Consider the following 22,850-nt stretch of genomic DNA (forward strand, 5'->3'; position numbering starts at 1 on the left):
GAAGACGATGGCAAATGCGGGCGCGCTTCTCAACCATGTTTCGTCTCGAGTATTCGGGATGTACTTGTCACATGACGATCAAAGACATTGTGAGCAGCGAAAATACCGTGCTGGTGCTGGGCGCCACGGGCAAGACCGGTAGCCGGATCGTGAGCCGGTTGACGGCGCTGGGCGTGCCGGTGCGCCGCGGGTCGCGCTCGGCGGCAATCCCGTTCGACTGGCAGGACCGGGCCGGCTGGGCCGCCGCGCTGACGGGTGTCGACGCCGTCTACATCGCCTACCAACCCGATCTGGCGGTGCCGGGCGCGCCCGCCGATATCAAGGCGCTGTGCACCGCCGCGGTCGCCGCCGGGGTGCGCCGGCTGGTGCTGCTGTCCGGGCGCGGCGAGCCCGAGGCGCTGGAATGCGAAGGGATCGTGCGGGATTCGGGGCTGGAGTGGACCGTGGTGCGGTGCGCGTTCTTCGCCCAGAACTTCAGCGAGGGCGCGTTCACCGACTACATCCTGGCGGGCGAGGTGGCCATGCCGTCCGGTGACGTGCCGGAACCCTTCGTCGATGCCGACGATATCGCCGACGTGGCGGTGGCGGCGCTGACCGAGGCCGGGCACACCGGCGAGGTCTACGAGCTGACCGGCCCGCGCGCACTGACTTTCGCCGCGGCGACCGCCGAGATCGCGGCCGCCGCCGGACGTGAGATCGCCTTCGTTCCACTGTCCCGCACCGATTTCGTGGCCGCGCTGACCTCCTACGGCGTGCCCGGCGACGAGGTGAGCCTGCTCGACTATCTCTTCGGCACGGTGCTCGACGGCCGCAATTCACAGCTGTCCGACGGGGTGTTCCGGGCCCTCGGCCGCGCGCCCCGGGACTTCGCGGACTATGCCCGCGACGTGGCGTTTTCCGGTGTCTGGTCGGTCACAGCGCCGGCTTAATCTGTCGGTGCCCGGGCATACAATGAATACGAAAGAGCTTGGAAGTCACAGGATTCGGATCCCCGATCGGGCGCGTCGACGCAGCCGCACCGGCAGGGGGTGACGAGGAGCCACCGATCTTCGGTAGCGTCGTGCCGATGGCCGCCGCGACGCCCGCTCCTCCGATCCGAAAAGCGCGACTCGCCCTGTTCGCGGTGTTCGGCCTGAATGGAATGCTGGCGGCCATCTGGATCGTCCACATCCCGGCCGTCACCGAGCGCACCGGGGTCTCCCACACCACCCTGGGAATGCTCATCCTGCTGATGGCGGCGGCCGCCATCGCCGGGATGCAGACCGCCGGTCCCTTGGCGGACCGGCTGGGCAGTCGCGCTCTGACCGCCCTGGCCGCCACCGAGATGTCGCTGGCACTGCTCGGCCCCGGCTTCGCCGGCTCGCCGCTCACCCTGGCAATCGCCTTGGCCGCCTGGGGTTTCGGCAACGGGGCTTTGGACGTCTCGATGAACGCCCAGGCCGTCCACGTGGAACGCGCCTATCCCCGGCCCATCATGTCGGCCTTCCACGCCTTCTTCTCCTGCGGCGGCTTCGCCGGTTCCGTCGTGGGCGCGGCCGCCCAGCGCGCGGGGTGGAACATCCACCTGACCTTCGCGCTGGCGGGGGCCGCCGGCCTCGCGGTGGTGGCGCTCAGCGTGCCGCACCTGCTGCCGCACCGCGCCACCGCGCTCACGGATTCCCCGGAGACCCCGGCCGAGACTCCCGCCCCCGGCACGCCGCCGACCCCACCGCTCGACACGCATGTGGACGCCGCGCCGGTGCCCGGCTCCGGCTCGGGGCTCACGCGAAAAGTGCTGCTGCTGGGCCTTATCGCGTTCATCCTGCTGATGGCCGAGGGCGTGGCAGCGGACTGGAGCGCGCTGCAACTGCGCGACCGGCTCGGTGCGGACGCCGGCACCGCCGGACTGGGATTCGCGGCCTTCTCCCTGACCATGACCCTCGGCCGTTTCGCCGCGGACCGAGTGAGCGGGCGCTTCGGCCGCGTAGCGATCGTGCGATACGGAACCCTGCTGGCCGCAGCGGGTTTCGCGATCGTGCTGGTCTCGGCCTGGACGCCCCTGTCCATCCTCGGCTGGGCGCTGTGCGGCATCGGCCTCTCCGGTGGCGTACCCCAGGTCTTCACCGCCGCCGGAAATCTCGGTTCGGCCACCGCCGCCACCGACATGTCACGCGTCTTCGGCCTCGGCTACGTGGGTCTTCTCGCGGGCCCGGCCATCATCGGCTGGCTCAACAAACTCATCCCGCTCACCACCACCATGCTCGTGCCCTGCGCCGGCCTGCTGCTGTGCGCATGGCTGGCGCGCTCGGTCGAGCCCGCGAAAACGGTTTCGCGCCAGTAGTTCCCGGTCTCGCCCGGCCGCCCGATTTCAGCGGTCGGTACCGGCCGGGCGGCGGTCGCGGGCGCCCGGGACGAAGTCGCCGATGCTCTCGGCGTGGTCGAGGAAGGCGTCGACCATGCGGTGGTTGAGGATCGCGAGGGCTTGCAGGTCCTCGGTGGTCCAATCGGCGAGGGCGTCGGCCATCCAGCCGCGCAAGACTTCTCGCACCGCGTCCACGGCCGCGCGGCCCCGTTCGGTCGGCTTCACGCGCTGGGCGCGGCGGTCGTCGGGGTCGGGCACGCGTTCGACGTAGCCCGCCTTCTCGAGGCGCTGGATCTGCCGGCTCACGTGCGGGGCCTCCACATCGAGGCGGGTGGCGAGTTCGCCGAGGCGCATGGGTTCCTCGGCGTCGGCGAGCAGGCGCAGCAGCGGCACGCTGGCCCGGTCCATGGTGATTCCGCACTGCGTCATGGCGCGGTCGTGACGGCGGACGCGGGTCAGCAGGTAGGCGACTCGCGCCAGCGCGCGTTCCAATTCCACGATGTGACCTGCGTCAACTTCGGGCACGGAGATGGCTTCCGGGGGCGGCATGTGGTTATCTTACGAAACCCATTTACTTAATTTTGGTAAGTAATCCAAAGGGAAAGTAAACCGTAAGGATCAGCGCTCCCATGACAACGACCTCAGTCGGTCAGGCCGTCGACACGAAACCCGACGACCGCTCGCAGGCCAACCTCGGCCTGACTCTGCTCGCTCTCTGCGCGGCCGGCCTGGTCGTCTCGCTGCAACAGACCGTCGTCATCCCGCTGCTGCCGCGGATGATCGTCCAGCTGCACACCGACGTCTCCGGCGTCACCTGGCTGTTCACCGCCTCGCTGCTCACCGGCGCGGTGTGTACTCCCCTGCTGTCCCGCTTCGGCGATATGTACGGCAAGAAGCCGATGGTCATGACCGCCATGGGCGTGCTCATTCTCGGCTCGGTGATCTGCGCCTTCGCCACCACGCTCGGCGTCTACATCGTGGGCCGCGCACTGCAGGGCATCTCGGCGGCCATGATTCCGCTGGCCATCGGCATCATTCGCGATACCTTCCCGCCCGAGCGCCTGGTCGGGGCCATCGGTGTGGTGTCGGGCACCATGGGCGTCGGGGGCACCGTCGGCCTGCTCGCCACCGGCATCATCGCCGATCACACCCAGAATCCGCACCCCGTCTTCTGGCTGACCGCGGGCCTCGGCGTCGTCGCCACCGTGCTGATCCAGGTGAGCGCCAAGAACAATGGCGTGCGGCACGGCGGCAAGCCCGACTTCATCGGCGCGGCGCTGCTGGCCGGATTGCTGGTGTGCCTGCTGCTCGGCATCAGCGAGGGTCCGCGCTGGGGCTGGGGTTCCAGCTCGGTGATCGGGCTGTTCGTGGCCGCGGCCGTGCTCACCGTGGTGTGGGTGCTGATGGAGCTCAAGGTTTCCCAGCCGCTGGTGCGGTTGCCGCTGCTGGTCGGGCCGCAGTCGCTGTCGGCGAACGTGGCGTCGGCGCTGCTCGGTTTCGCCATGTTCGGGTCGTTCACGCTGATCTCGAACTTCATCCAGACCCCGGCCGACAAGGTCGGGTACGGGTTGTCGGGATCAGTGCTGGCCGTGGGTCTCTACGGCATTCCGAGCGCGGCGCTGATGACGTTCTTCTCCTTCCGGACCGGGCGCATCGCGGCCAAGATCGGTCCGGCGTACACGCTGGCCATCGGCGCGGCGTTCGCGGGCGCTTCCATGGCGTGGCTGGCGATCTCGCACGATCACGGGTACGACATGGTGATCTCGCAGATCCTGCAGGGCACCGGATTCGGCATCGGCTACGCGGCTTTGGGCACCCTGGCGGTGCAGCACGTGCCGATGAGCGAGAGCGGTATCGCCTCGGGCATCAATTCGCTGGTGCGTACCGCGGGTGGTTCCATCGCCGGTGCGGTGACCGCGTCGATCCTGTCCGCGCACCTGATCGCGGGCACCAAGGTGCCTTCGGTCAACGCCTACGTGGCGAGCTTCGCGATCCTGTCGGTCGGCGCGTTCCTGACCGCGGCCGTCGCCGTCGGCCACGGCCTGCGCCACAAGGGCGAATGAGCTGACGCTCCTTCGGAGCAAAGCGGATTCCGGCCCCACCGCGTACCGCGGTGGGGCCGGTTTCGTTCAGGTGAGGACGTCCAGGCGCTCGCCGTCCACGACCACCACGTGATCGTCGGTCAGCGCCCAGTGCGGGGTGCCCGCGGCGATGTAGGCGCGCACCAGTTTCCGGGACAGGCCGTCCGGGTCGGTGGGCGAGTCCAGGTGCGGGACGATGGGGCGGTCCACCAGACCCAGTCCGTCCCAGCGCGGTTCGATGCCGCAGGCGGTGCGGACTTCCGCGGGATCATCCATGGTCTCGATGCCGTGCAGGTCCGGGGTGAGCACGCAGGCGCCGGCGCTGTAGCCCGCGTAGACCAGGGCGTCCTCGGCGAGCAGGCGGGTCAGGGCGAGATCGGCGCCGCTGCGGGCCAGCTGGGCGCGCAGCACGAAGGTATTGCCGCCGCGCACCCAGACCATGGGGAAACCGGCGAGCGCCGCGGCGACCTCGTCCGGGCGATCCACGTATTCGCGCAGGTCGAGCACCTCGGGCTGAAATCCCAAGCGGCGCAGCGGCACCAGATCGCTGGTGACCGCGCTCTGCCAGGCCGAGGGCCAGGCGTCACAGGCGTTGGCGATGACCGCGACCCGGCCGGGCGTGCCGACCAGGGACAGCAGCCGCTGCTGGTGCGCGCCGAAACGGTAGCTGGACAGGAAGAGTCGCACCGGAGCTCAGAGGGTGAAGGCCAGCGCGCGCACCAGGCGCTCGCCGAGGTCGGTGTCGCCGGTGACGGTGTACTCGCCGGGATGGGCGTCGGCGGTGGTGCGGCCGCCGCGCAGGCGGGCGAACAGGTCCGAGCCGAGGGTGAGCACGAGAGTGGCCGGAGCGTCCAGGGTTTCGACCAGGTCGGCCCGGCCGCCTGCCACCGCGATGTGCACGGCGCGCGCTACCGGACCGGTCACTTCGAGGGTGATGCGCGAGCCGTCGGCCGCCTTCGCGCCCTTGACCACGGCGCGGCCCAGGGCCGGCAGCAGTTCCTCGAACGCGAGCTCGCCGCGCTGCCCGCCTTCGTCGACGGAGACGCGCAGGCCATCGGCGATATCGTGCTCGTGCATCCAGCAGTCGAACAGCCGGACGCGCATGAACCGCCCGTACGGAGCCATCCCCACCGGGGTCGGCACCAGCCCGGCCCAGTCCGCCGGGGCGATCTCGCGGAGCGCCTTCAACCGCCGCCCGGTGACCTCGAGAAACCGGTCCAGCAATTGCGTCCCGGCGAGCGGCCGCAGCGCCTGGATCCACTTCTCGTTCAGCGCGCCGATGTCATTGCGCACATGCCCGAATCCGCTCACGTCCAGATCCGGCGCGGGCTCGCCGAGCAGCAGCGATTCGGTGCCGACGATATGCGCGAGCACATCGAACACGGTCCAGCCCGGCAGCGCCGAGGGTGTGCGCCAGCCCTTTTCATCCAGGCCGTCCACTAGCCGGGTGAGCGCGTCCCACTGGTCGGATAAGGCGGCGGTAATGACGGCGTGGTCGGGCACCGTGTCGGTCATGCGCTCGCTTCTTTCATCTAGACAGCCTTTTCTTCGGCGGCGAGCCGGTCCAAACCGGTTCGGATAGCGGCCGCGGTCGCTTCGCGGTCGTGCGGGCGGCGCAGGACGAAACCCTTGGCGAAGGTCAGGGTGTCGCCCTTCTGCCTGGGTACCACGTGCAGATGCACGTGATGCACGGTCTGGAAGGCCGCCTTGCCGTCGTTGATCAACAGATTGGCGCCGTCGGCGGCCAGATCGCTGCGCCGCATGGCCTTGGCGAGCCGGTGCCCGAAAGCGAACAGCTGTGCACCGAGCGCGGGATTCAGCTCGTCCAGATCGGTGGCGTGCCACTTGGGGATAACCAGGGTGTGCCCGCGCGTGATGGGACGGATGTCGAGGAACGCCATCAGGATGTCGTCCTCGTGGATCTTGGTGGCCGGCGCGGTGCCCGCCACGATCCGGCAGAAGATGCAGCCGCTCACGCTGCAGACATTACGGCGTAAGAGTGATACGCGACACCCCGGAGGCAATCCCCTAGGGCCCCAGCTGCATACACACCTTCCGGTTGGTATCGCACATTTTCGTTGGTACTTGTGGCCGGTACGGGCGGTGTCCGAGCATTGAGATGTGGAGAAATTTCGTTCCACTATGTGATGTCCATCTCCGCTATCCTCACCGCGGACCAGGTACAGTAGCGAGAATTCTCACGAACTTACTCAAGAGTAAGTTCGGCCCATCGTTGGACCGGTGACGCGGCCCATCAAGCAGAACCAGGGTGGCCTGGGCTCACCACGAGAAGGAAGTTTGACAAGTGGACACAACGCAGAGCGCACAGACGGCTGCTGCGCCCCGCGGTGCGCGCGTCGGCGTGGTTCGTGAGACGAACCCGGACGAACGACGCGTCGCATTGGTGCCGAAGATCATTCCGGCCCTGCTGAAGCAGGGTGTGGAAGTGGTCGTCGAAGCCGGTGCCGGTCTGGGCGCACTGATTCCGGACGAGGCGTACACCGAAGCCGGTGCGACGCTGGGCGATCCGTGGAGCGCCGAGGTCGTCGTCAAGGTCGCCCCGCCGAACGATGCCGAGATCGCCAAGCTGCACTCCGGGCAGACGCTGATCGGCTTCCTCGCGCCCCGCAATGCCGACAACAAGATCGGCGCGCTGAAGGACGCGGGCGTGCAGGCCTTCGCCGTGGAGGCGATTCCGCGCATCTCGCGCGCCCAGGTCATGGACGCGCTGTCCTCGCAGGCGAACGTGGCGGGCTACAAGGCCGTGCTGCTGGCCGCCAGCGAATCCACTCGCTTCTTCCCCATGCTGACCACCGCCGCGGGCACCGTGAAGCCGGCCACCGTGCTGGTTTTGGGCGTGGGCGTCGCGGGCCTGCAGGCCCTGGCCACCGCCAAGCGCCTCGGCGGCCGCACCACCGGCTACGACGTGCGGCCCGAGGTCGCCGACCAGGTGCGTTCCGTGGGCGCGCAGTGGCTGGATCTGGGCATCGACGCCGCCGGTGAGGGCGGGTACGCCCGCGAGCTCACCGACGAGGAGAAGGCCGCCCAGCAGGTCGCGCTGGAGAACGCCATCAAGGGCTTCGACGTGGTGGTCACCACCGCGCTCGTCCCCGGCCGCCCGGCCCCGCGCCTGGTCACCGCCGCCGCCGTCGAGGGCATGAAGCCCGGCAGCGTGATCGTGGACCTCGCCGGTGAGACCGGCGGCAACTGCGAGCTGACCGAACCCGGCAAAACCGTTGTGCGCCATGGCGTCACCATCGCCTCGCCGCTGAACCTCCCGGCCACCATGCCGGAGCACGCCAGCGAGCTGTACTCCAAGAACATCGCCGCCCTGCTCGAACTGATGCTGAAAGACGGTGCGCTGGCGCCCGATTTCTCCGATCAGGTGCTGGCGGACTCCTGCGTCACGCGTGAGGTGAAAGCCTGATGTACACCGAACTGCTGGCGAATATCGCGATCCTGGTGCTGTCCGGGTTCGTCGGCTTCGCCGTCATCTCGAAGGTCCCCAATACCCTGCACACCCCGCTGATGTCGGGCACCAACGCCATTCACGGCATCGTGGTGCTGGGCGCGCTGGTGGTGTTCGGCAAGGTCGAGCACCCGTCGGTGCTCATGCAGATCATCCTGTTCGTCGCGGTCGTGTTCGGCACGCTGAACGTCATCGGCGGCTTCGTGGTGACCGACCGCATGCTGGGCATGTTCAAGGCGAAGAAGCCTGCCGCGCAAGAGAAGGCGAGCAAGTAAGCCATGGACAACCTGGTCAATATTCTCTACATCGTCGCCTTCTCGCTGTTCATCTACGGCCTGATGGGACTGACCGGTCCCAAGACGGCGGTGCGCGGCAACTGGATCGCCGCGGCAGGCATGGTGATCGCGGTCATCGCGACCTTCATCTCCATTCGTGACACCAGCAACTGGATCATCATCGCGGCCGGTCTGATCGTCGGTATCGCGCTCGGCGTGCCGCCGGCCCGGTTCACCAAGATGACCGCCATGCCGCAGCTGGTCGCCGCGTTCAACGGCGTCGGCGGTGGCACCGTGGCGCTCATCGCGTGGGCCGAATTCCTCGACAGCGACGGCTTTTCCGCGCTGCACGAGCAGCCGTCCGTGCACATCGTGATCGGCTCGCTGTTCGCGGCCATCATCGGCTCGGTGTCGTTCTGGGGCTCGATCATCGCGTTCCTGAAGCTGCAGGAGACCCTGCCGGGCCGCCCGATCGGCATCGGCAAGCTGCAGCAGCCGCTGAACCTGCTGCTGTTCGCGGGCGCCATCGCGGCGGCCGTGGTGATCGGCATCGGCGCCACCAACGATGGTGTGCCGCAGTACTGGATGATCCTGGTACTGGTCCTGGCCGGCATTCTCGGCCTGATGGTCGTGCTGCCCATCGGCGGCGCGGACATGCCCGTGGTCATCTCGCTGCTGAACGCGCTCACCGGTCTGTCCGCCGCCGCGGCGGGCCTGGCGCTCAACAACACCGCCATGATCGTGGCCGGCATGATCGTCGGCGCGTCCGGCACCATCCTGACCAACCTGATGGCCAAGGCCATGAACCGCTCCATCCCCGCCATCGTGGCCGGTGGATTCGGCGGCGGCGGCACGGCTCCCGGCGCTTCCGGCGGCGAGCAGAAGCAGGCCAAGGCCACCTCCGCGGCCGACGCGGCCATCCAGATGGCCTACGCCAACCAGGTCATCGTGGTCCCCGGCTACGGCATGGCCGTCGCCCAGGCCCAGCACGCGGTCAAGGAAATGGCGGCCCTGCTCGAAGCCAAGGGCGTCGAGGTCAAGTACGCCATCCACCCGGTCGCCGGCCGTATGCCCGGCCACATGAACGTGCTGCTGGCCGAGGCCGAGGTCTCCTACGACGCCATGAAGGAAATGGACGACATCAACGGTGAGTTCGACCGCACCGATGTCGCCCTGGTCATCGGCGCCAACGACGTCACCAACCCGGCCGCCCGCGAGGACTCCTCGTCGCCGATCTACGGCATGCCGGTGCTGAACGTCGACAAGGCCAAGTCGGTCATCGTGCTCAAGCGCTCGATGAACTCCGGCTTCGCCGGCATCGACAACCCGCTCTTCTACGCCGACACCACCTCCATGCTGTTCGGCGACGCCAAGAAGTCCGTCGGCGCGGTCACCGAGGAACTGAAGGCGCTGTAAGCGCGGCTCACGCAAGATGATTCGGCCCGCGCCCCGCTCCGGAGCGCGGGCCGCTTCTTTCCCATGATTCTTGACCTCAAGGTCTAGAACGGGGTAGGTTCGTTCCCATGGGCAGGCCGCGCAACTTCGAGACCGACTCCGTGGTGGAGGCGGCGATGGAGGCGTTCTGGACCCATGGGTACGCGAATTGCTCACCGGCGCAGCTCGCCGAAGCCACCGGCATCGGGAAAGGCAGTCTGTACAACGCTTTCGGGAGCAAGCGGGAGTTGTTCGATCTCGCGATGGCGAAGTACGACCGGGCCGGAGTGGAGCTCGTGCAAGAGATCCTGTTCCAGCCGGGCACCGCGAAGGAGCGGCTGCGCGCCTGGATGCGGTTCCTGGTGGACCGCGACCTGGAGGCTCCCGCCCGGCGCGGGTGCCTGGTGGTGAATACCGCCATGGAAATGGCGGGGCAGGACCCGGCCGCCGCCAAGGCCGTGCGGGAGGCCTACGACCACATGACCGAGGCGTTCGTGGCGCGCATCGCGCAGGGGCAGCAGGACGGCGACGTCCGGGGCGATCTCGATGCGCGCGAGTACGCGGAGTATCTGATCAATGCCATTGGCGGACTTCGCATCAGCGCCAAGGTGTCGGAGGCCGAGAGCCTGTACCGGATCATCGACACCACACTGTCCACCCTCTGACATAAAGGCCGCGCCCGGCGGCCTTTTCTTCTGCCCTAGTTTTTGACCTGTAGTTCAAGAAAGGTACGTATCATGGATCTCGGATTGAACGGGAAGACGGCGCTGGTCACCGGAGCGAGCCGCGGCATCGGACTGGCCGTGGCCGAAGCGCTGGCGGCGGAGGGCGTACGCGTGGCGGGCGTCGCGCGCACGATCACCCCGGAGCTCGAAAAAGTCGCGGCGGCAACCGTTTCCGCCGATCTCAGCACGACCGCGGGCGCCGTGTCCGCGGTGGAGCGGGCGCTCGAGGAACTCGGCGGGCTCGACATTCTCGTCAACAATGTCGGCGGCGGCGACGCGGACAAGCTGACACTCGGCGGGTTCCTCGACATCTCCGACGACCAGTGGCGAAACATGTTCGATCTCAACCTGTTCGGAGTCGTCTCGACCACGCGGGCGGCGCTGCCGAGCCTCATCGAGCGCAAGGGCGCGGTGGTGAACGTGGCGTCCATCAACTCGCGGATTCCGGCGGTCGGACCCGTCGGCTACAGCGAGGCCAAGTCGGCGCTCAGCTCGTTCAGCAAGCGGCTCAGCGAGGAGTTCGGACCGGCCGGGGTACGGGTGAACACGGTCTCGCCGGGCGTGGTCGCCACCTCGATCTGGCACGGGCCCGACGGCATCGGCGCGAAGCTGGCGGCCGCGAACGGCATTGCGCAGGAAGACTTCCTGAGCGCCGTGCCCGCCCAGTTCGGGATCGCCTCCGGGCGCATCTCCGAGGCCGACGAGGTGGCCGCGCTGGTCACCTTCCTGACCTCGGCGCGCGCGGGCAATATCGTCGGCGCGGACTTCGTCATCGACGGCGGGACCGTCAAGACCATCTAGAGGTAGAGCCCGGTGCCGTGTTCGGGGTGGGAGTTGGCGACGGCGTGCAGATCACGTTCGCGCAGTACGTAATACGCCTGCGCGCCCACTTCCACCTCGAACTGGTCATCGGCGCTGAAGAGCACCTGATCGCCGACGCTGACGGCGCGGACGTGCGCGCCGACGCCGCAAACCTCGCCCCAGGACAGACGTTTGGCCACCTGCGCGGTGGCCGGGATGAGAATGCCGCCGCTGCTGCGCCGCTCGCCCACTTCCGGGCTGAGCTTGACCATGACCCGGTCGTGCAGCATCTGGATCTCTAGCTTGGCATCGGACACCGCGGCAGTGTACTGCGCGGATCAGGGGGCGGGCGGGGGCGGGGCGACCAGGCGGCGGATGGCGTCCTTGGTCCAGGCGCGCAGCGTTTCCGGATCGATGGTCGCGGCCTGGTCCAGGGTGAACAGGGCGACCTGCGGCAGCGCCATGGGGTAGTTGATGATGCTCATGAGCTGGAGCAGGATGACGCCGGCGGGCAGGTCGTCGCGGATCAGCCCCTTGGCCTGGGCGGCCTCGACCTTGGTGCGCTTCTCCAGATAGCGGCCGCACCGAAGTTCGTCGGCGGTGGCCTTCTCCGCACCCAATTCGAGGGCCTCCCACATGAGCAAGCGCAGGAATTCCGGCTTCTGGATGTGGTAGTCGAGGTGCTCGTCGATCCAGGTGTCGAGGTCCTCGATCTCGGTGGTGACCGAGCCCGCGACATCGAGCATGGTCCGTTCCAGGACCTTGTGGAAGAGCTTCTCCTTATCGCCGAAGTAGGCGTAGATCAGCTGTTTGTTGGCCTGGGCATTGCGGGCGATGCGGTCCACCCGGGCGCCGGCGATGCCGAAGGCGGCGAATTCGGCGGTCGCCGCCTCGAAGATGCGCGCTTTGGTCGCTTCGGGATCGCGGGTGCCGGCCATGCCGTTCATCTTAACCAACCAACTGGTTGACAAGCCGGGCGAGCGGGTGGAATATCAACAACCAACCGGTTAGTTACAAATCCCGGTGCAACGCCGCACCGCTTCCTCCCTCGGCCCACTTTCGGGAGAACTTCGTGACAATCACCCAAACCCGGCCCGCCCCGGCGCTTTCCGCACCCGGCATCGACCCGAATCGCTGGCGCGCCCTGCCGGTCATCCTCACCGCCATGTTCATGGCCATGTTCGACTACTTCGTGGTCAATGTGGCGGCCTCGTCGTTACAGCACGATCTGCACGCCGGGGAAGCCGCGCTGGAACTCGTCGTCGGCGGGTACGGCTTCGCCTACGCCTCCGGGCTGATCACCGGCGGGCGGCTCGGCGACAAGTTCGGGCACCGGCGCATGTTCCTGATCGGCATGATCGCCTTCGCCATCGCCTCGCTGCTGTGCGGATTGGCCTGGGACGCTTGGTCCCTCGTCGGCTTCCGGGTATTGCAGGGCATGACCGCCGCCGCGCTGGTGCCGCAGATGCTGGCGCTGATCAACACTATGTTCCCGGTCCAGGAGCGCGCCAAGGCCATGGCCGGATTCGGCGCCACCGTCGGCCTCGGCGCGGTGTCGGGGCAGGTGCTCGGCGGCGTGCTGCTCGATCTCGATCTGTTCGGCTGGGGCTGGCGGACCATCTTCTTCATCAATCTGCCGATCGGCGTCATCGCGGCGGTACTGGCCGCGCGCTGGCTGCCGCGGCACGAACCGGCGCGCCGCCCCAAGATGGATCCCGTAGGCGCGCTGGGCATCTCGGCCGCACTGGCCCTGGTGCTGGTGCCCATCACCCTGGGCCGGCCCGAAGGCTGGCCGGTGTGGACCTGGGTGTCCATGGCCGCCGCGCTGCCGGTGCTGCTGCTCACCCTGCGCTACGAGAACCGGCTGCTGCGCGCGGGCGGGGAACCGGTGCTCGACACCACGCTGGTGCGGGACCGGGTGTTCGGGGCGGGCATGATCGTCTCCGGCGGCTACCTGGCCTTCTTCGCCGGGTTCATGCTGTGCCTGACGCTGCTGTTGCAGAACGGGCTGGGGATGTCGCCGCTGGCGGCCGGGCTGGCCTTCGCGCCGCTCGGGCTGACCTTCGCCACCACCTCGTTCTTCGCCCGCAAAGTGGCTGAGCGCGTGGGGAATCGGGTGATCCTGCTCGGCGCGTCGGTGAGCCTGGCCGGGATGCTGGTCACCATGGCGACGCTGGCCTGGTACGGGTCCGCGATCAGCGCGGCGGTGCTGATTCCGGGCATGATGCTGGTCGGCGCGGGCAACGGGCTCTCGATTCCGTCCACGCTCGGGGCGGTGCTGTCGAGCGGGACCATTCCGGTGCATCAGTCGGGGATGGCGGCGGGGGTGCTGACCACCGCACAGCAGTTCGGCAATGCCATCGGGGCGACCGTGCTGGGCACCGTGTTCTTCGGGGCCGTCGCGAACGCGCACGGGGTGGGCGATTTCGTCCACGGTATGGAGGTCGCCGGACTGGCGGCGCTCGGCATCATCGCCGTCGTGCTGGTCTCCGCCTTCGTGCTCACCCGGCCGGTTCCGGACAAAGTCGGCGCGACGAACTAACTTCGGAGTGTGGACCCGAACACACCCGACGTCGATTCCCTTCGTGAACTACTGCCCGCGGGAATGGTGGTGACCGACCCCGACATCCTCGGCGCCTACCGGCAGGACCGGGCGCTGGATCCGGCGGCCGGGATCGGGCTGGCGCTGGTCCGGCCGCTGACCACCGAGCAGGTTTCGATCACCGTCCGATGGGCACACGAGCATCGTGTGCCCATCGTGCCGCGCGGAGCGGGAACCGGACTGTCCGGCGGCGCGACCGCGCAGCACGGGGCCTTGGTATTGAGTACCGAGAAGATGCGCGAGATCAGCGTCGATACCGTCACCCGGACCGCCGTGGTCCAGCCGGGACTGTTGAATGCCGAGGTCAAGCGGGCCGTCGCCGAACAGGGACTGTGGTATCCGCCGGACCCGTCCTCGTTCGAGATCTGCTCGATCGGCGGGAACGCGGCCACCAACGCGGGCGGGCTGTGCTGCGTGAAGTACGGCGTCACAACCGATTACGTGCTGGGCATGGAGGTCGTGCTGGCGGACGGGACCGCGGTACGGCTCGGCGGGCCGCGATTGAAGGATTCGGCAGGGCTGTCGCTGACGAAGCTGTTCGTGGGCAGCGAAGGAACGCTGGGGATCATCACCGAATTGACGCTGCGCCTGCTGCCCGCCCAGCCGCCGCAGTCCACGGTGGTGGCGACCTTCCCCACCATGACCGCCGCGACCGAGGCGATTCTGGCCATCACCGGTCAATTACGGCCCTCCATGCTGGAATTCATGGATGCGGTGGCCATCAACGCCGTCGAGGACGAGTTGCGCATGGGGTTGGATCGCGAGGCGGCCGCGCTGCTGGTGGCACGGTCGGACGCGCCCGGTCAGTTCGCCGGGCACGAAGCCGACATCATGCTGGCCGCCTGCGAGAAGGCCGGGGCGACGGAGGCTTTCCGCACCGACGATCCGGAGGAGGGCGAAGCCTTCTGTGCCGCACGGCGATTCGCCATCCCGGCGGTGGAACGCAAAGGGCCGCTGCTACTGGAGGACGTCGGCGTGCCGCTCCCCCGGCTCGGCGACCTGGTCGAAGGCATCGCGGAGATCGCGCGGAATCGTGCGGTGCTGATCTCCGTCATCGCCCACGCGGGGGACGGCAACACCCATCCGCTGATCGTGCACGACCCCAACGACCCGGCCGAATCCGAACGCGCGCACCTGGCGTTCGGCGAGATCATGGACCTCGCCATCGGCCTCGGCGGCACCATTACCGGCGAACACGGCGTCGGCCGGCTCAAGAAAGCCTGGCTCCCCGACCAACTCGGACCCGACGTGATGGCGCTCACGCGGCGCATCAAGGACGCCCTGGACCCGCACGGCATCCTGAATCCCGGAGCCGTCCTTTGAAAAGGGGTTCGGGGGCTTCGCCCCTGCCTCCCCCATCGCCCCGGAGGGGCGGAACAATCCTCTAGCCAACGGAGTTGAAAACGATCATGAGCACGAAGCTGGCCCATAATGCCGACGCGACCCGCTACGAGATCTTTCTCGATGACACCCTCGCGGGCTACGCCGACTACGCGGAGCGCATCGACGGCGACGTCAAGATCCGCGACATCCAGCACACCATGACTTTTCCGGAGTTCCGGGGCCGCGGCGTCGCGGCCCAGGTCGTGGAGTTCGCACTGAACGACGCTCGCGCGGCGGGCTTTTCGATCATTCCCACCTGCTGGTACGTGGAGAAGTACATCGCGGCGCATCCCGAATACGCCGACCTGGTCGCCTAATTCGCGCGATGGCGGCTGTCGTAGCGCGAGCCCTGCGCCCGCCGCCACACCAGGAACTGCCGGTCGGCGACACTCACCATCGCCTCGACCACCTTCTCGTTGTCGAAGCCGGGTAGCGCCTGCAACCTGGCCAGGAACGCCCGGTCGGCCGCCGAATGCGGCACCACACAACCCTTACCCGTGGCCCCGATCAATACGAAGAACACGTCTTCGGCGAACGGCCCGTCGGCCGTCGTAATGATCCGCACCTCTGTCAGTTCCGTCCACGCGACCTCTTCCACCCGTCCGTCGGCCAATGTGCGCCGGACGAAGGTGTCGGTGATTTCGACTCCGGCCATGAGTCCATAGTGCTCCTCGCATGCACGGACAAACAGCCCCGAAACCACTGCTTTACCCGCGGCCGACGCAAAGAAAAGCTCCGGTGACCCCCGTGGCCGCCCCAACCGCGGCCCCCGGAGTCCCGGAGCAATCCCTTAGCTACCGAACAGTTTTCGGCGTGCGGCTCAGCGCAGGATCTGACGCGACATGACGACGCGCTGGATCTGGTTGGTGCCCTCGTAGATCTGGGTGATCTTGGCGTCGCGCATCATCCGCTCCACCGGGAAGTCGGTGGTGTAGCCGGCGCCACCGAAGAGCTGCACCGCGTTGGTGGTGACCTCCATGGCCACATCGGAGGCGAAGCACTTGGCGGCGGCGGAGATGAAACCGAGGTTCTTCTCGCCACGCTCGGCGCGCGCGGCCGAGGTGTAGACCATGAGGCGGGCGGCCTCGATCTTCATGGCCATATCGGCCAGCATGAACTCGGTGTTCTGGAAGCTGGCGATGGTCTTGCCGAACTGCTTGCGGTCCTTGGTGTAAGCGATCGCGGCGTCCAGCGCGCCCTGCGCGATACCCACGGCCTGCGCGCCGATGGTCGGGCGGGTGTGGTCCAGGGTCTGCAGCGCGGTCTTGAAACCGGTGCCCGGCTCACCCACGATGCGATCGCCCGGCACCTTGCAGTTCTCGAAGTACAGCTCGGCGGTCGGCGAACCCTTGATGCCCAGCTTGTGCTCCAGCGGGCCCACCACGAAGCCCTCGTCGTCCTTGTGCACCATGAACGAGGAGATGCCGTTGGCGCCCTTGTCGGGATCGGTCACGGCCATCACGGTGTACCAATCGGACTTGCCGCCGTTGGTGATCCAGCACTTGGAGCCGTTGATGATCCAGCCGTCGCCGTCCTGGCGGGCGCGGGTGCGCATGGAGGCGGCGTCGGAGCCGGCCTCGCGCTCGGACAGCGCGTAGGAGGCCATCTTGCCCGCGACGATATCGGCGAGCACCTTGGTCTTCAGCTCTTCCGAGCCGTTCAGGATCAGGCCCATGGTGCCCAGCTTGTTCACGGCCGGGATCAGCGAGGACGAACCGCAGACGCGCGCGACCTCTTCGATCACGATGCAGGTGGCGACCGAGTCGGCGCCCTGGCCGCCGTAGGCCTCCGGCACGTGCACGGCATTGAAACCGGCCGCGTTGAGGGCGGTCAGCGCCTCCTCGGGGAAGCGGGCGTTGCCGTCGACGTCCTTGGCGTACGGGGCGATCTCCTTCTCGGACAGGCCGCGAATGGCCTCGCGCAGCTCGTGATGGAAGTCCTCGAGCTGGAACAGATTGAAGTCGGGATTGCCCGCCATGAGGTGTCTCTCCTGGTCGTCGGTACGGCACTCAGTGCCAGTTGCAGCCAACTATACGCCGCGATAGTGCGGCCACGTGCGGGTACTTCGTCACAGGCCCCTGGCACCGAGTGTCACAACCGCTTCGCGGTTGCGGAGGGAGAGATCTCGGGGGCAAGCCCCCGAACCCCCGGGAAGCCGGGTGCCGGAACCGTAGAGATCGCGGGGGCAGAGCCCCCGAACCCCTGGGAAGCCGGGTGCCGGAACCGTAGAGATCGCGGGGGCAGAGCCCTCGAACCCCCGGAAGCCGGGCGATCGAGCCGTTTAGAGGGTATCCAGCCGACGGGCCAGAAGATCGGCGACCTGCCGAGCCGAGAGGTCGCGCGGGAACACCGCGACGACCATTTCGTCCGAATTCGGCCGGGGCGCGGCGGCCGTGCCGGCCCGGGGAATCGCGAACAGCGCGGAGCGCAGATCCGCCGGACTCGCATCCGATTCCCCGCGGACCAATCTGCGCAGCATGTAGTTGTGGGTCGCCGTCACTGCCGCCGTGAACTGCACCAACGCCAGATCCGAGGCGCCGTGCGACCGTCCGCGCAGGAAATCGGTGAAGAGGCGCTCGTAGCGGAACACCGTCACGATCTCGCGCTCGCGCAGGGTGGGCACCTGCCGGACCACCCGGTAGCGGCGGGCCGCCAGCTCACGCCACTGCGTGAATCGCTCGAACACCTCGACGACGGCCTCGCACACCGCATCCCACGGATCTCCGTGCGCCGCATCCAGAAACGCCCGCGCCTGCGTCAGCTGCGATTCGTGATCGGCGAAGACGACGTCCTCTTTCGACCGGAACTGGCGGAAGAAGGTGCGGCGGGAGATGCCCGCCGCTTCGGCGATCTCGTCGACCGTCGTTGCCTCGTAACCCTTTTCGGCGAACAACCGCAGCGCCTGATCCACGACGGTCAGGCGGCGGGCGGTCTCGTTCAGGTCGGAGGGCATCCGTCAACGGTAGTCGGTGGGCTGATCAGCCCATCAGCTTGTTGCGGAGGGCGGCGTCCTTCTCCAGGACCATGCTTTCCAAGCCGGCCTGGAAAGCCGCCATGCGGGAACGCAGTTCGGGGTCCGCGGAGGCCAGGATGCGGACGGCGAGCAGACCCGCGTTGCGCGCGCCGCCGATGGAGACCGTGGCGACCGGGACGCCCGCGGGCATCTGGACGATCGACAGCAGGGAGTCCATACCGTCCAGGTACTTGAGCGGAACCGGGACCCCGATCACCGGGAGCGGGGTGGCCGAGGCGACCATGCCGGGCAGATGGGCCGCGCCGCCCGCGCCCGCGATGATGACCTTGATCCCGCGCTCGGCCGCGGACTTGGCGTAGTCGAGCATGCGCTGCGGGGTGCGGTGGGCGGAGACCACGCCGACCTCGAAACGAATGCCGAACTCGGCCAGGGCTTCCGCCGCGGCCTCCATGGTGGGCCAGTCGGAGTCGGAGCCCATGATCAGGCCAACCTGTGCGGTATCAGTCATGGTGGGGATCCCATCCGTCGGTCCAGATGGCGTGCGACATCCAGTGCGCGGCACGCTCTGCTTTTTCGCGGGTCTCGGTGACGTCGTCGCCGAGGACATTGATGTGGCCGATCTTGCGGTCGGGGCGTTCGCCCTTGCCGTAGAGATGCACCTTCGCGTCGGGGATGCGGGCGGCCAGATGGTGCAGGCGCTCGTCCATGGACATCGCGGGGGCTTCGGGAGCGCCGAGGATATTGGCCATTACCGTGACCGGCGCGAGGGGTCGGGTACTGCCCAGGGGGTAGTCCAGGACTGCGCGCAGATGCTGCTCGAACTGGCCGGTGCAGGCGCCGTCCATGCCCCAGTGGCCGGAGTTGTGCGGGCGCATGGCGAGTTCGTTGACCAGGAGGTCGCCGGAATGGGTTTCGAAGAGTTCCACGGCCATCGCCCCGGTGGTGCCGAGTTCGGCCGCCAGGCGCAGCGCCAGGGCCTCGGCGGCCGTCGCCTTGGCCTCCTCCAGGTCGGGGGCGGGCGCGATCACCACGGCGCACTGGCCGTTGCGCTGCACGGTCTCCACCACGGGCCAGGCCGCGGCTTGGCCGAAGGGGGAACGGGCGACCATGGCGGAGAGTTCGCGCTTGAGGTCGACCTTGGCCTCGGCGAGCAGCTGGACGCCGTGGGCCAGTTGGTCTTCGACGATCTTCGTGGTCTCGGCGGCATCGGCCGGCATCCACACGCCGCGGCCGTCGTAACCGCCGCGCACGGCCTTGAGCACGAACGGCCAGCCGTGCTCGTCGCCGAAGGCGATGGCGTCCGTGGCGGAAGTCACCTCGGTGAAAGCGGGGATGGGAATGCCGAGTTCGGCCAGCTTGCGGCGCATGGCCAGCTTGTCCTGGGCGAAGATGAGCGCGCGCGGCGGCGGCTGCACGTTCACGCCCTCGGCGATCAGGGCTTCCAGGAGTTCGGTCGGCACGCCCTCGTGATCGAAGGTCACCGCGTGCGAGCCGACGGCGGCCTTGCGCAGCGCGGCCAGGTCGTTGTGGCTGCCCAGCACCACGTCCGGCGTCACCTGCGCGGCCGGGTCGCCGGGGTTTTCCGCCAGTACGCGCAGCCGCTGGCCCAGTGCGATGGCGGCCTGGTGGGTCATGCGCGCGAGCTGACCGCCGCCGATCATGGTGACGGTGGGCATCGCGGAGGAGTCGAAGGCACGGGCGCTCACGTTCGACAATGTTGTCATGACACCCACCGGGGGTTATCGTCGGTGCCCCAGTGCGGGTTGCTCACGGCGCCGAGAAGAGCCGTAGACTCGCCTTCGTGTCATTTGTCGACGACGTGATAAACGTCCTGCCCAAGCCGTTGCGGGACCTCGCAGACCGCCATTCCGAACTGCTCAAGTTCGCGATTGTCGGTGCGACCACGTTCGTCATCGACATCGGCATCTTCTATCTGCTGAAGTGGACCATTCTCGACACCAAGCCGACCATCGCGCGGATCATGTCGGGCGTGATCGCGGTGATCGCGTCCTACATCCTGAATCGCGAATGGACCTTCGACAAGCGGGGCGGGCGCGAGAAGCATCACGAGGCGCTGCTGTTCTTCGCCGTGAGCGGCGTGGGCGTGCTGCTGGCTTCGCTGCCGCTGTGGGTGTCGAGCTATGTGTTCGACCTGCGGCAGCCGAATGTGAGCTTCACGGTCGAGAACATCGCCGACTTCTTCAGCGCGTTCATCATCGGCAACTTGCTGCAGATGGTGTTCCGGTTCTGGGCCATGCGCAAATGGGTCTTTCCGGACGAAATGCAGGAGCTCCAGGAAGAATTCGAAGACCTCGTCAACGAAGAGCAGCTCGGACACAGCTGAGCGTCACGCTCAATCTCGCACCACCGAGCGGGGATTCGGTGATGCGCGCGGTACCGCCGTGCAGCCGCGCCTGCTGCGCGACCAAGGCCAGACCCAGGCCGTTGCCGGGTTCGGATCCGCCGCGATGGAAACGTTCGAAGACTTTCTCCCGCTGGGCTTCCGGGATGCCGGTGCCGTCGTCGTCGATGGTCAGGGTCACCAGATCGGCGGTCGTGTGCGCGGCGATCTCGATATGCCCGGCCCTGCCGTGCCGGATCGCATTGGTGATGGCGTTGTCGATGACCGACCGCAGACCTGCCGCGAGACCGTGCAATCGGACCGGTTCGACCGCTTCGGCGGAGATCGCGGTGTCCGGGTGGGAACGCCGGGCGTCCTCCACCACCTGATCGACCAGCTGCCCCAGATCCAGGTCTTCCCAATCGGATTCCGTGGTCAGATCGCCCATGGCGAGGCGCTCCAGCGCGTACAGCGTGGATTCGATGGACCGCTGGCTGCTCAGCACCTCGTCGAGGATCTCGTCGCGATCGGCGTCGGAGAGTTCCATGGACCGCAGCACCTGCAGATCGGTGCGCATGGCGGTCAGCGGGGTGCGCAGTTCGTGGGCCGCGGTGGCGGCGAAATCCCTTGCCGTGACCAGGGCTTCGTCGGTGTGGCGGCGCTCGGCGGCAATGCGGGTCAGCATGGTGTTCATGGCGTCGGCGAGTTCGCCGGTCTCGCTGGCCATCGGGCCGCGCGGGGTGCGCAGCGACAGCTCGTCCCCCAGATCGGCGGTGGCGGTGGTGAGCCGGCGCAGCGGCGCCACAGCGCGTGAGGCGAAGAACCAGCCCAGCACGGCGGCCAGCACGATGGCCGCGACCCCGACCAGCACGATCCGGATGCGTTGCTGGACAACCGAATCCGTCGCCACATCGTGCGGCACCGCGACCGTCACGGTGGTCCCGTCCAATGCCACGGTGCGCGAGAAGTCCATTTCCGGCTCATCCGGTGCGGTCCGGATGATGACGCCGGGCGATCCGGTCGGCAGCGCGGGCAGGCGTTCGGCGGGCCGCCCGTCCACCGTCGCGGGTTCCAGCGCGATGGCCTTCACCACCCGCCCCACCTGGTTGTTCGCATCGTTCGGCGCGACCGCGAACAGCACCGCGGCAATGGCGGCGACCACGATGGCAGCGGTCGCGGCACTGGCCAGCGCCACCCGGGTGCGCAGCGAGAACGGCCGCCCGGGCGCCCGCCTCACGGTTCGACCCGCAGGACGAATCCGACGCCGCGCACGGTGTGGATCAGCCGCGGTCCGCCCGATTCCTCCAGCTTGCGGCGCAGATAGGAGACGAACACATCGACCACCTTGGTCTGGGTCTCGAAGTCGTAGCCCCACACCCGATCCAGCAGTTGCGGCCGGGACAGCACCTGTCCGGGGGACGCGGCCAGGGCGGCGAGCAGATCGAATTCGCGTTTGGTGAGATCCACGGGGCTGCCGTCGAGCAGCGCGCGGCGCGCACCGGAATGGATGGTGAGCGGGCCGACCACGATGCGATCGTCGGCGGCGTGCGAGGGCGCGGGCGCGCGGCGCAGCATGGCGCGCAGCCGGGCGACCAGTTCGCCCAGGTCGAAGGGTTTGGTGAGGTAGTCGTCGGCCCCGGCTTCGAGCGCGTCGATGCGGTCGGTGACCTCGGAGCGGGCGCTGAGCACGCAGATCGGGATGTCGTTGCCGAGCGCGCGCAGCGCGGTCACCACGCCCACCCCGTCCAGATTCGGCATGTTCAGATCCAGCACCATGGCCTGCGGCGCACCGGCCGCGATATGCCGCAGCGCGGCGGCTCCGTCCGCCGCGGTCTCGACCTCGAAACCGGACATCCGCAGCCCCCGCGCCACCGACGTCAGCACCCTGACGTCATCGTCCACAACCAGAATCCGGGGACTCGTCACATCCACCGACGATACTGATCGCGGCGACCGGACAACTCTCAGCGAACCGGGCGCACGATCGTGACCTGCGGCGCGCCCGGTCCATCCGACACGCCAGGATCGCGCTGGATGATGACGCCGTCCGGCAGCGGGCGGCCCGGCTCCAGCGGAATCGCCGGCAGCGCCTGGACGCCGGGCGGCAGCTCACCGTCGCGGTACTCGGTGACCCGGCCGTCCCGATCCTGGATGACGATCCGGCCGTGTTCGGGTTCGGCGCGGCCGCCCGCGCTCCCGGTGTCCAGGCCGATCTCGGCCGCCGTGGCCGGGGCGGCCGGCTCGGCGGCATTGGCGGTGACCGGCAGCGCCAGCAGGGCCAGCCCGGTCGCTCCGATCAGGCCCGCTCCGACCACCCGGCGCACGGTGAACTTCGGCATAACCACTCCTGTCCTCGCGTCGAGGAGGCGCTCATCGCTCCCTCACAACGAAACCGACAGTAGGAAGCCACTTTTCAGCCAGAAC

Annotated in this window: 26 protein-coding genes; 12 read left to right on the top strand and 14 right to left on the bottom strand. The window is 68.2% G+C overall.

The window, feature by feature from the left end; translation table 11 throughout:
• Positions 1 to 71 precede the first annotated feature (71 nt).
• Both LTV02_RS25660 and LTV02_RS25665 read left to right on the top strand, forming a co-directional pair.
• Entirely contained in the window at positions 72 to 929 is an 858-nt protein-coding gene (locus LTV02_RS25660; protein WP_233034409.1) for an NAD(P)H-binding protein, read from the top strand.
• 137 nt (positions 930 to 1,066) lie between these two features.
• The gene (locus LTV02_RS25665) at positions 1,067 to 2,320 is read left to right on the top strand and encodes an MFS transporter (RefSeq protein ID WP_233034410.1); all 1,254 of its coding nucleotides are present in this window, start codon (positions 1,067 to 1,069) and stop codon (positions 2,318 to 2,320) included.
• A gap of 27 nt (positions 2,321 to 2,347) precedes the next feature.
• Here the strand turns inward: LTV02_RS25665 and LTV02_RS25670 are convergent, their stop codons facing one another.
• Entirely contained in the window at positions 2,348 to 2,890 is a 543-nt protein-coding gene (locus tag LTV02_RS25670) for a MarR family winged helix-turn-helix transcriptional regulator (protein WP_233034411.1), read from the bottom strand.
• A gap of 80 nt (positions 2,891 to 2,970) precedes the next feature.
• On the opposite strand from LTV02_RS25670, the gene LTV02_RS25675 reads away from it, so the two are divergent.
• Positions 2,971 to 4,404, top strand: coding sequence for an MFS transporter (locus LTV02_RS25675; RefSeq protein ID WP_233034413.1), 1,434 nt, complete (start codon positions 2,971 to 2,973; stop codon positions 4,402 to 4,404).
• Positions 4,405 to 4,470: 66 nt separating this feature from the next.
• Here the strand turns inward: LTV02_RS25675 and LTV02_RS25680 are convergent, their stop codons facing one another.
• Genes LTV02_RS25680 through LTV02_RS25690 form a run of 3 tightly spaced genes read right to left on the bottom strand, consistent with a single transcriptional unit; the run spans position 4,471 to position 6,398 of the window.
• The gene (locus LTV02_RS25680) at positions 4,471 to 5,109 is read right to left on the bottom strand and encodes a Type 1 glutamine amidotransferase-like domain-containing protein (protein ID WP_233034414.1); all 639 of its coding nucleotides are present in this window, start codon (positions 5,107 to 5,109) and stop codon (positions 4,471 to 4,473) included.
• 6 nt (positions 5,110 to 5,115) lie between these two features.
• Entirely contained in the window at positions 5,116 to 5,937 is an 822-nt protein-coding gene (locus LTV02_RS25685) for a maleylpyruvate isomerase N-terminal domain-containing protein (protein WP_233034415.1), read from the bottom strand.
• Positions 5,938 to 5,954: 17 nt separating this feature from the next.
• The gene (locus tag LTV02_RS25690; protein WP_067720580.1) at positions 5,955 to 6,398 is read right to left on the bottom strand and encodes an HIT family protein; all 444 of its coding nucleotides are present in this window, start codon (positions 6,396 to 6,398) and stop codon (positions 5,955 to 5,957) included.
• 329 nt (positions 6,399 to 6,727) lie between these two features.
• On the opposite strand from LTV02_RS25690, the gene LTV02_RS25695 reads away from it, so the two are divergent.
• The 5 genes from LTV02_RS25695 to LTV02_RS25715 all read left to right on the top strand — a co-directional run bounded on the left by LTV02_RS25695 (position 6,728) and on the right by LTV02_RS25715 (position 11,126).
• Positions 6,728 to 7,849 (top strand): Re/Si-specific NAD(P)(+) transhydrogenase subunit alpha, encoded by a 1,122-nt coding sequence (locus LTV02_RS25695; protein ID WP_067720581.1) that lies wholly within the window; start codon positions 6,728 to 6,730, stop codon positions 7,847 to 7,849.
• Positions 7,849 to 8,166: an NAD(P) transhydrogenase subunit alpha gene (locus LTV02_RS25700; protein WP_067720582.1), complete on the top strand. Its 318-nt coding sequence runs from the start codon at positions 7,849 to 7,851 to the stop codon at positions 8,164 to 8,166. The genes LTV02_RS25695 and LTV02_RS25700 overlap by 1 nt, the downstream gene beginning before the upstream one ends.
• A 3-nt stretch (positions 8,167 to 8,169) precedes the next feature.
• Positions 8,170 to 9,582: an NAD(P)(+) transhydrogenase (Re/Si-specific) subunit beta gene (locus LTV02_RS25705; protein ID WP_067720583.1), complete on the top strand. Its 1,413-nt coding sequence runs from the start codon at positions 8,170 to 8,172 to the stop codon at positions 9,580 to 9,582.
• A 107-nt stretch (positions 9,583 to 9,689) separates the two neighbouring features.
• Entirely contained in the window at positions 9,690 to 10,265 is a 576-nt protein-coding gene (locus LTV02_RS25710) for a TetR/AcrR family transcriptional regulator (RefSeq protein WP_233034416.1), read from the top strand.
• Positions 10,266 to 10,337: 72 nt separating this feature from the next.
• Positions 10,338 to 11,126, top strand: a complete 789-nt coding sequence (locus LTV02_RS25715) for an oxidoreductase (RefSeq protein ID WP_233034417.1) — start codon at positions 10,338 to 10,340, stop codon at positions 11,124 to 11,126.
• Here the strand turns inward: LTV02_RS25715 and LTV02_RS25720 are convergent.
• Together LTV02_RS25720 and LTV02_RS25725 are read right to left on the bottom strand one after the other, a co-directional pair.
• Positions 11,123 to 11,443, bottom strand: a complete 321-nt coding sequence (locus tag LTV02_RS25720; RefSeq protein WP_233034418.1) for a GroES family chaperonin — start codon at positions 11,441 to 11,443, stop codon at positions 11,123 to 11,125. The two genes, LTV02_RS25715 and LTV02_RS25720, sit on opposite strands and share 4 nt — an antisense overlap.
• A 21-nt stretch (positions 11,444 to 11,464) precedes the next feature.
• The gene (locus LTV02_RS25725; RefSeq protein WP_233034419.1) at positions 11,465 to 12,064 is read right to left on the bottom strand and encodes a TetR family transcriptional regulator; all 600 of its coding nucleotides are present in this window, start codon (positions 12,062 to 12,064) and stop codon (positions 11,465 to 11,467) included.
• A 134-nt stretch (positions 12,065 to 12,198) separates the two neighbouring features.
• Between LTV02_RS25725 and LTV02_RS25730 the strand changes: the two genes are divergently transcribed.
• The 3 genes from LTV02_RS25730 to LTV02_RS25740 all read left to right on the top strand — a co-directional run bounded on the left by LTV02_RS25730 (position 12,199) and on the right by LTV02_RS25740 (position 15,428).
• Positions 12,199 to 13,668: an MFS transporter gene (locus tag LTV02_RS25730; protein ID WP_233034421.1), complete on the top strand. Its 1,470-nt coding sequence runs from the start codon at positions 12,199 to 12,201 to the stop codon at positions 13,666 to 13,668.
• A gap of 63 nt (positions 13,669 to 13,731) precedes the next feature.
• Positions 13,732 to 15,051 (top strand): FAD-binding oxidoreductase, encoded by a 1,320-nt coding sequence (locus tag LTV02_RS25735; RefSeq protein ID WP_233041708.1) that lies wholly within the window; start codon positions 13,732 to 13,734, stop codon positions 15,049 to 15,051.
• A gap of 86 nt (positions 15,052 to 15,137) precedes the next feature.
• Positions 15,138 to 15,428: a GNAT family N-acetyltransferase gene (locus LTV02_RS25740; RefSeq protein ID WP_233034423.1), complete on the top strand. Its 291-nt coding sequence runs from the start codon at positions 15,138 to 15,140 to the stop codon at positions 15,426 to 15,428.
• On the opposite strand, the gene LTV02_RS25745 is transcribed toward LTV02_RS25740, so the two are convergent.
• The 5 genes from LTV02_RS25745 to LTV02_RS25765 all read right to left on the bottom strand — a co-directional run bounded on the left by LTV02_RS25745 (position 15,425) and on the right by LTV02_RS25765 (position 19,761).
• Positions 15,425 to 15,766 (bottom strand): hypothetical protein, encoded by a 342-nt coding sequence (locus LTV02_RS25745; protein WP_067720589.1) that lies wholly within the window; start codon positions 15,764 to 15,766, stop codon positions 15,425 to 15,427. The genes LTV02_RS25740 and LTV02_RS25745 overlap by 4 nt on opposite strands.
• Before the next feature lie 165 nt (positions 15,767 to 15,931).
• Positions 15,932 to 17,089 (bottom strand): acyl-CoA dehydrogenase, encoded by a 1,158-nt coding sequence (locus LTV02_RS25750; protein ID WP_067720590.1) that lies wholly within the window; start codon positions 17,087 to 17,089, stop codon positions 15,932 to 15,934.
• A 303-nt stretch (positions 17,090 to 17,392) separates the two neighbouring features.
• The gene (locus tag LTV02_RS25755; protein WP_067720591.1) at positions 17,393 to 18,064 is read right to left on the bottom strand and encodes a TetR family transcriptional regulator; all 672 of its coding nucleotides are present in this window, start codon (positions 18,062 to 18,064) and stop codon (positions 17,393 to 17,395) included.
• Positions 18,065 to 18,089: 25 nt separating this feature from the next.
• Positions 18,090 to 18,593: a 5-(carboxyamino)imidazole ribonucleotide mutase gene (gene purE / locus LTV02_RS25760; protein ID WP_233034425.1), complete on the bottom strand. Its 504-nt coding sequence runs from the start codon at positions 18,591 to 18,593 to the stop codon at positions 18,090 to 18,092.
• The gene (locus LTV02_RS25765) at positions 18,586 to 19,761 is read right to left on the bottom strand and encodes a 5-(carboxyamino)imidazole ribonucleotide synthase (RefSeq protein ID WP_233041709.1); all 1,176 of its coding nucleotides are present in this window, start codon (positions 19,759 to 19,761) and stop codon (positions 18,586 to 18,588) included. The genes purE and LTV02_RS25765 overlap by 8 nt, the downstream gene beginning before the upstream one ends.
• Positions 19,762 to 19,886: 125 nt before the next feature.
• Between LTV02_RS25765 and LTV02_RS25770 the strand changes: the two genes are divergently transcribed.
• Positions 19,887 to 20,429 carry a GtrA family protein gene (locus LTV02_RS25770; protein WP_067720594.1) on the top strand — a complete coding sequence of 181 codons (543 nt, stop codon included), beginning with the start codon at positions 19,887 to 19,889 and terminating at the stop codon, positions 20,427 to 20,429.
• Here the strand turns inward: LTV02_RS25770 and LTV02_RS25775 are convergent.
• The 3 genes from LTV02_RS25775 to LTV02_RS25785 are packed head-to-tail and all read right to left on the bottom strand — an operon-like array spanning position 20,401 to position 22,765.
• A complete protein-coding gene (locus LTV02_RS25775) occupies positions 20,401 to 21,663 on the bottom strand; it encodes a HAMP domain-containing sensor histidine kinase (protein ID WP_233034427.1) in 1,263 nt (420 codons plus the stop codon). The two genes, LTV02_RS25770 and LTV02_RS25775, sit on opposite strands and share 29 nt — an antisense overlap.
• Positions 21,660 to 22,352 (bottom strand): response regulator transcription factor, encoded by a 693-nt coding sequence (locus tag LTV02_RS25780; protein WP_084535640.1) that lies wholly within the window; start codon positions 22,350 to 22,352, stop codon positions 21,660 to 21,662. Before LTV02_RS25780 ends, LTV02_RS25775 begins: the two co-directional genes overlap by 4 nt.
• A 38-nt stretch (positions 22,353 to 22,390) precedes the next feature.
• On the bottom strand, positions 22,391 to 22,765 hold the full coding sequence (locus LTV02_RS25785) for a hypothetical protein (RefSeq protein ID WP_233034429.1): 375 nt from the start codon (positions 22,763 to 22,765) through the stop codon (positions 22,391 to 22,393).
• Between the last annotated feature and the right edge of the window lie 85 nt (positions 22,766 to 22,850).

It is taken from the genome of Nocardia yamanashiensis, from assembly GCF_021183565.1.
GTDB lineage: Bacteria > Actinomycetota > Actinomycetes > Mycobacteriales > Mycobacteriaceae > Nocardia > Nocardia yamanashiensis.

Excerpts from the sequence above, each read along its gene's own strand:
- LTV02_RS25660 (WP_233034409.1), top strand. The coding sequence starts at position 72 with ATGACGATCAAAGACATTGTGAGCAGCGAAAATACCGTGCTGGTGCTG.
- LTV02_RS25665 (WP_233034410.1), top strand. The coding sequence starts at position 1,067 with ATGGCCGCCGCGACGCCCGCTCCTCCGATCCGAAAAGCGCGACTCGCC.
- LTV02_RS25670 (WP_233034411.1), bottom strand. The coding sequence starts at position 2,890 with ATGCCGCCCCCGGAAGCCATCTCCGTGCCCGAAGTTGACGCAGGTCAC.
- LTV02_RS25675 (WP_233034413.1), top strand. The coding sequence starts at position 2,971 with ATGACAACGACCTCAGTCGGTCAGGCCGTCGACACGAAACCCGACGAC.
- LTV02_RS25685 (WP_233034415.1), bottom strand. The coding sequence starts at position 5,937 with ATGACCGACACGGTGCCCGACCACGCCGTCATTACCGCCGCCTTATCC.
- LTV02_RS25700 (WP_067720582.1), top strand. The coding sequence starts at position 7,849 with ATGTACACCGAACTGCTGGCGAATATCGCGATCCTGGTGCTGTCCGGG.
- LTV02_RS25705 (WP_067720583.1), top strand. The coding sequence starts at position 8,170 with ATGGACAACCTGGTCAATATTCTCTACATCGTCGCCTTCTCGCTGTTC.
- LTV02_RS25710 (WP_233034416.1), top strand. The coding sequence starts at position 9,690 with ATGGGCAGGCCGCGCAACTTCGAGACCGACTCCGTGGTGGAGGCGGCG.
- LTV02_RS25715 (WP_233034417.1), top strand. The coding sequence starts at position 10,338 with ATGGATCTCGGATTGAACGGGAAGACGGCGCTGGTCACCGGAGCGAGC.
- LTV02_RS25725 (WP_233034419.1), bottom strand. The coding sequence starts at position 12,064 with ATGGCCGGCACCCGCGATCCCGAAGCGACCAAAGCGCGCATCTTCGAG.
- LTV02_RS25735 (WP_233041708.1), top strand. The coding sequence starts at position 13,732 with ATGGTGGTGACCGACCCCGACATCCTCGGCGCCTACCGGCAGGACCGG.
- LTV02_RS25740 (WP_233034423.1), top strand. The coding sequence starts at position 15,138 with ATGAGCACGAAGCTGGCCCATAATGCCGACGCGACCCGCTACGAGATC.
- LTV02_RS25745 (WP_067720589.1), bottom strand. The coding sequence starts at position 15,766 with ATGGCCGGAGTCGAAATCACCGACACCTTCGTCCGGCGCACATTGGCC.
- LTV02_RS25750 (WP_067720590.1), bottom strand. The coding sequence starts at position 17,089 with ATGGCGGGCAATCCCGACTTCAATCTGTTCCAGCTCGAGGACTTCCAT.
- LTV02_RS25755 (WP_067720591.1), bottom strand. The coding sequence starts at position 18,064 with ATGCCCTCCGACCTGAACGAGACCGCCCGCCGCCTGACCGTCGTGGAT.
- purE (WP_233034425.1), bottom strand. The coding sequence starts at position 18,593 with ATGACTGATACCGCACAGGTTGGCCTGATCATGGGCTCCGACTCCGAC.
- LTV02_RS25765 (WP_233041709.1), bottom strand. The coding sequence starts at position 19,761 with ATGCCCACCGTCACCATGATCGGCGGCGGTCAGCTCGCGCGCATGACC.
- LTV02_RS25785 (WP_233034429.1), bottom strand. The coding sequence starts at position 22,765 with ATGCCGAAGTTCACCGTGCGCCGGGTGGTCGGAGCGGGCCTGATCGGA.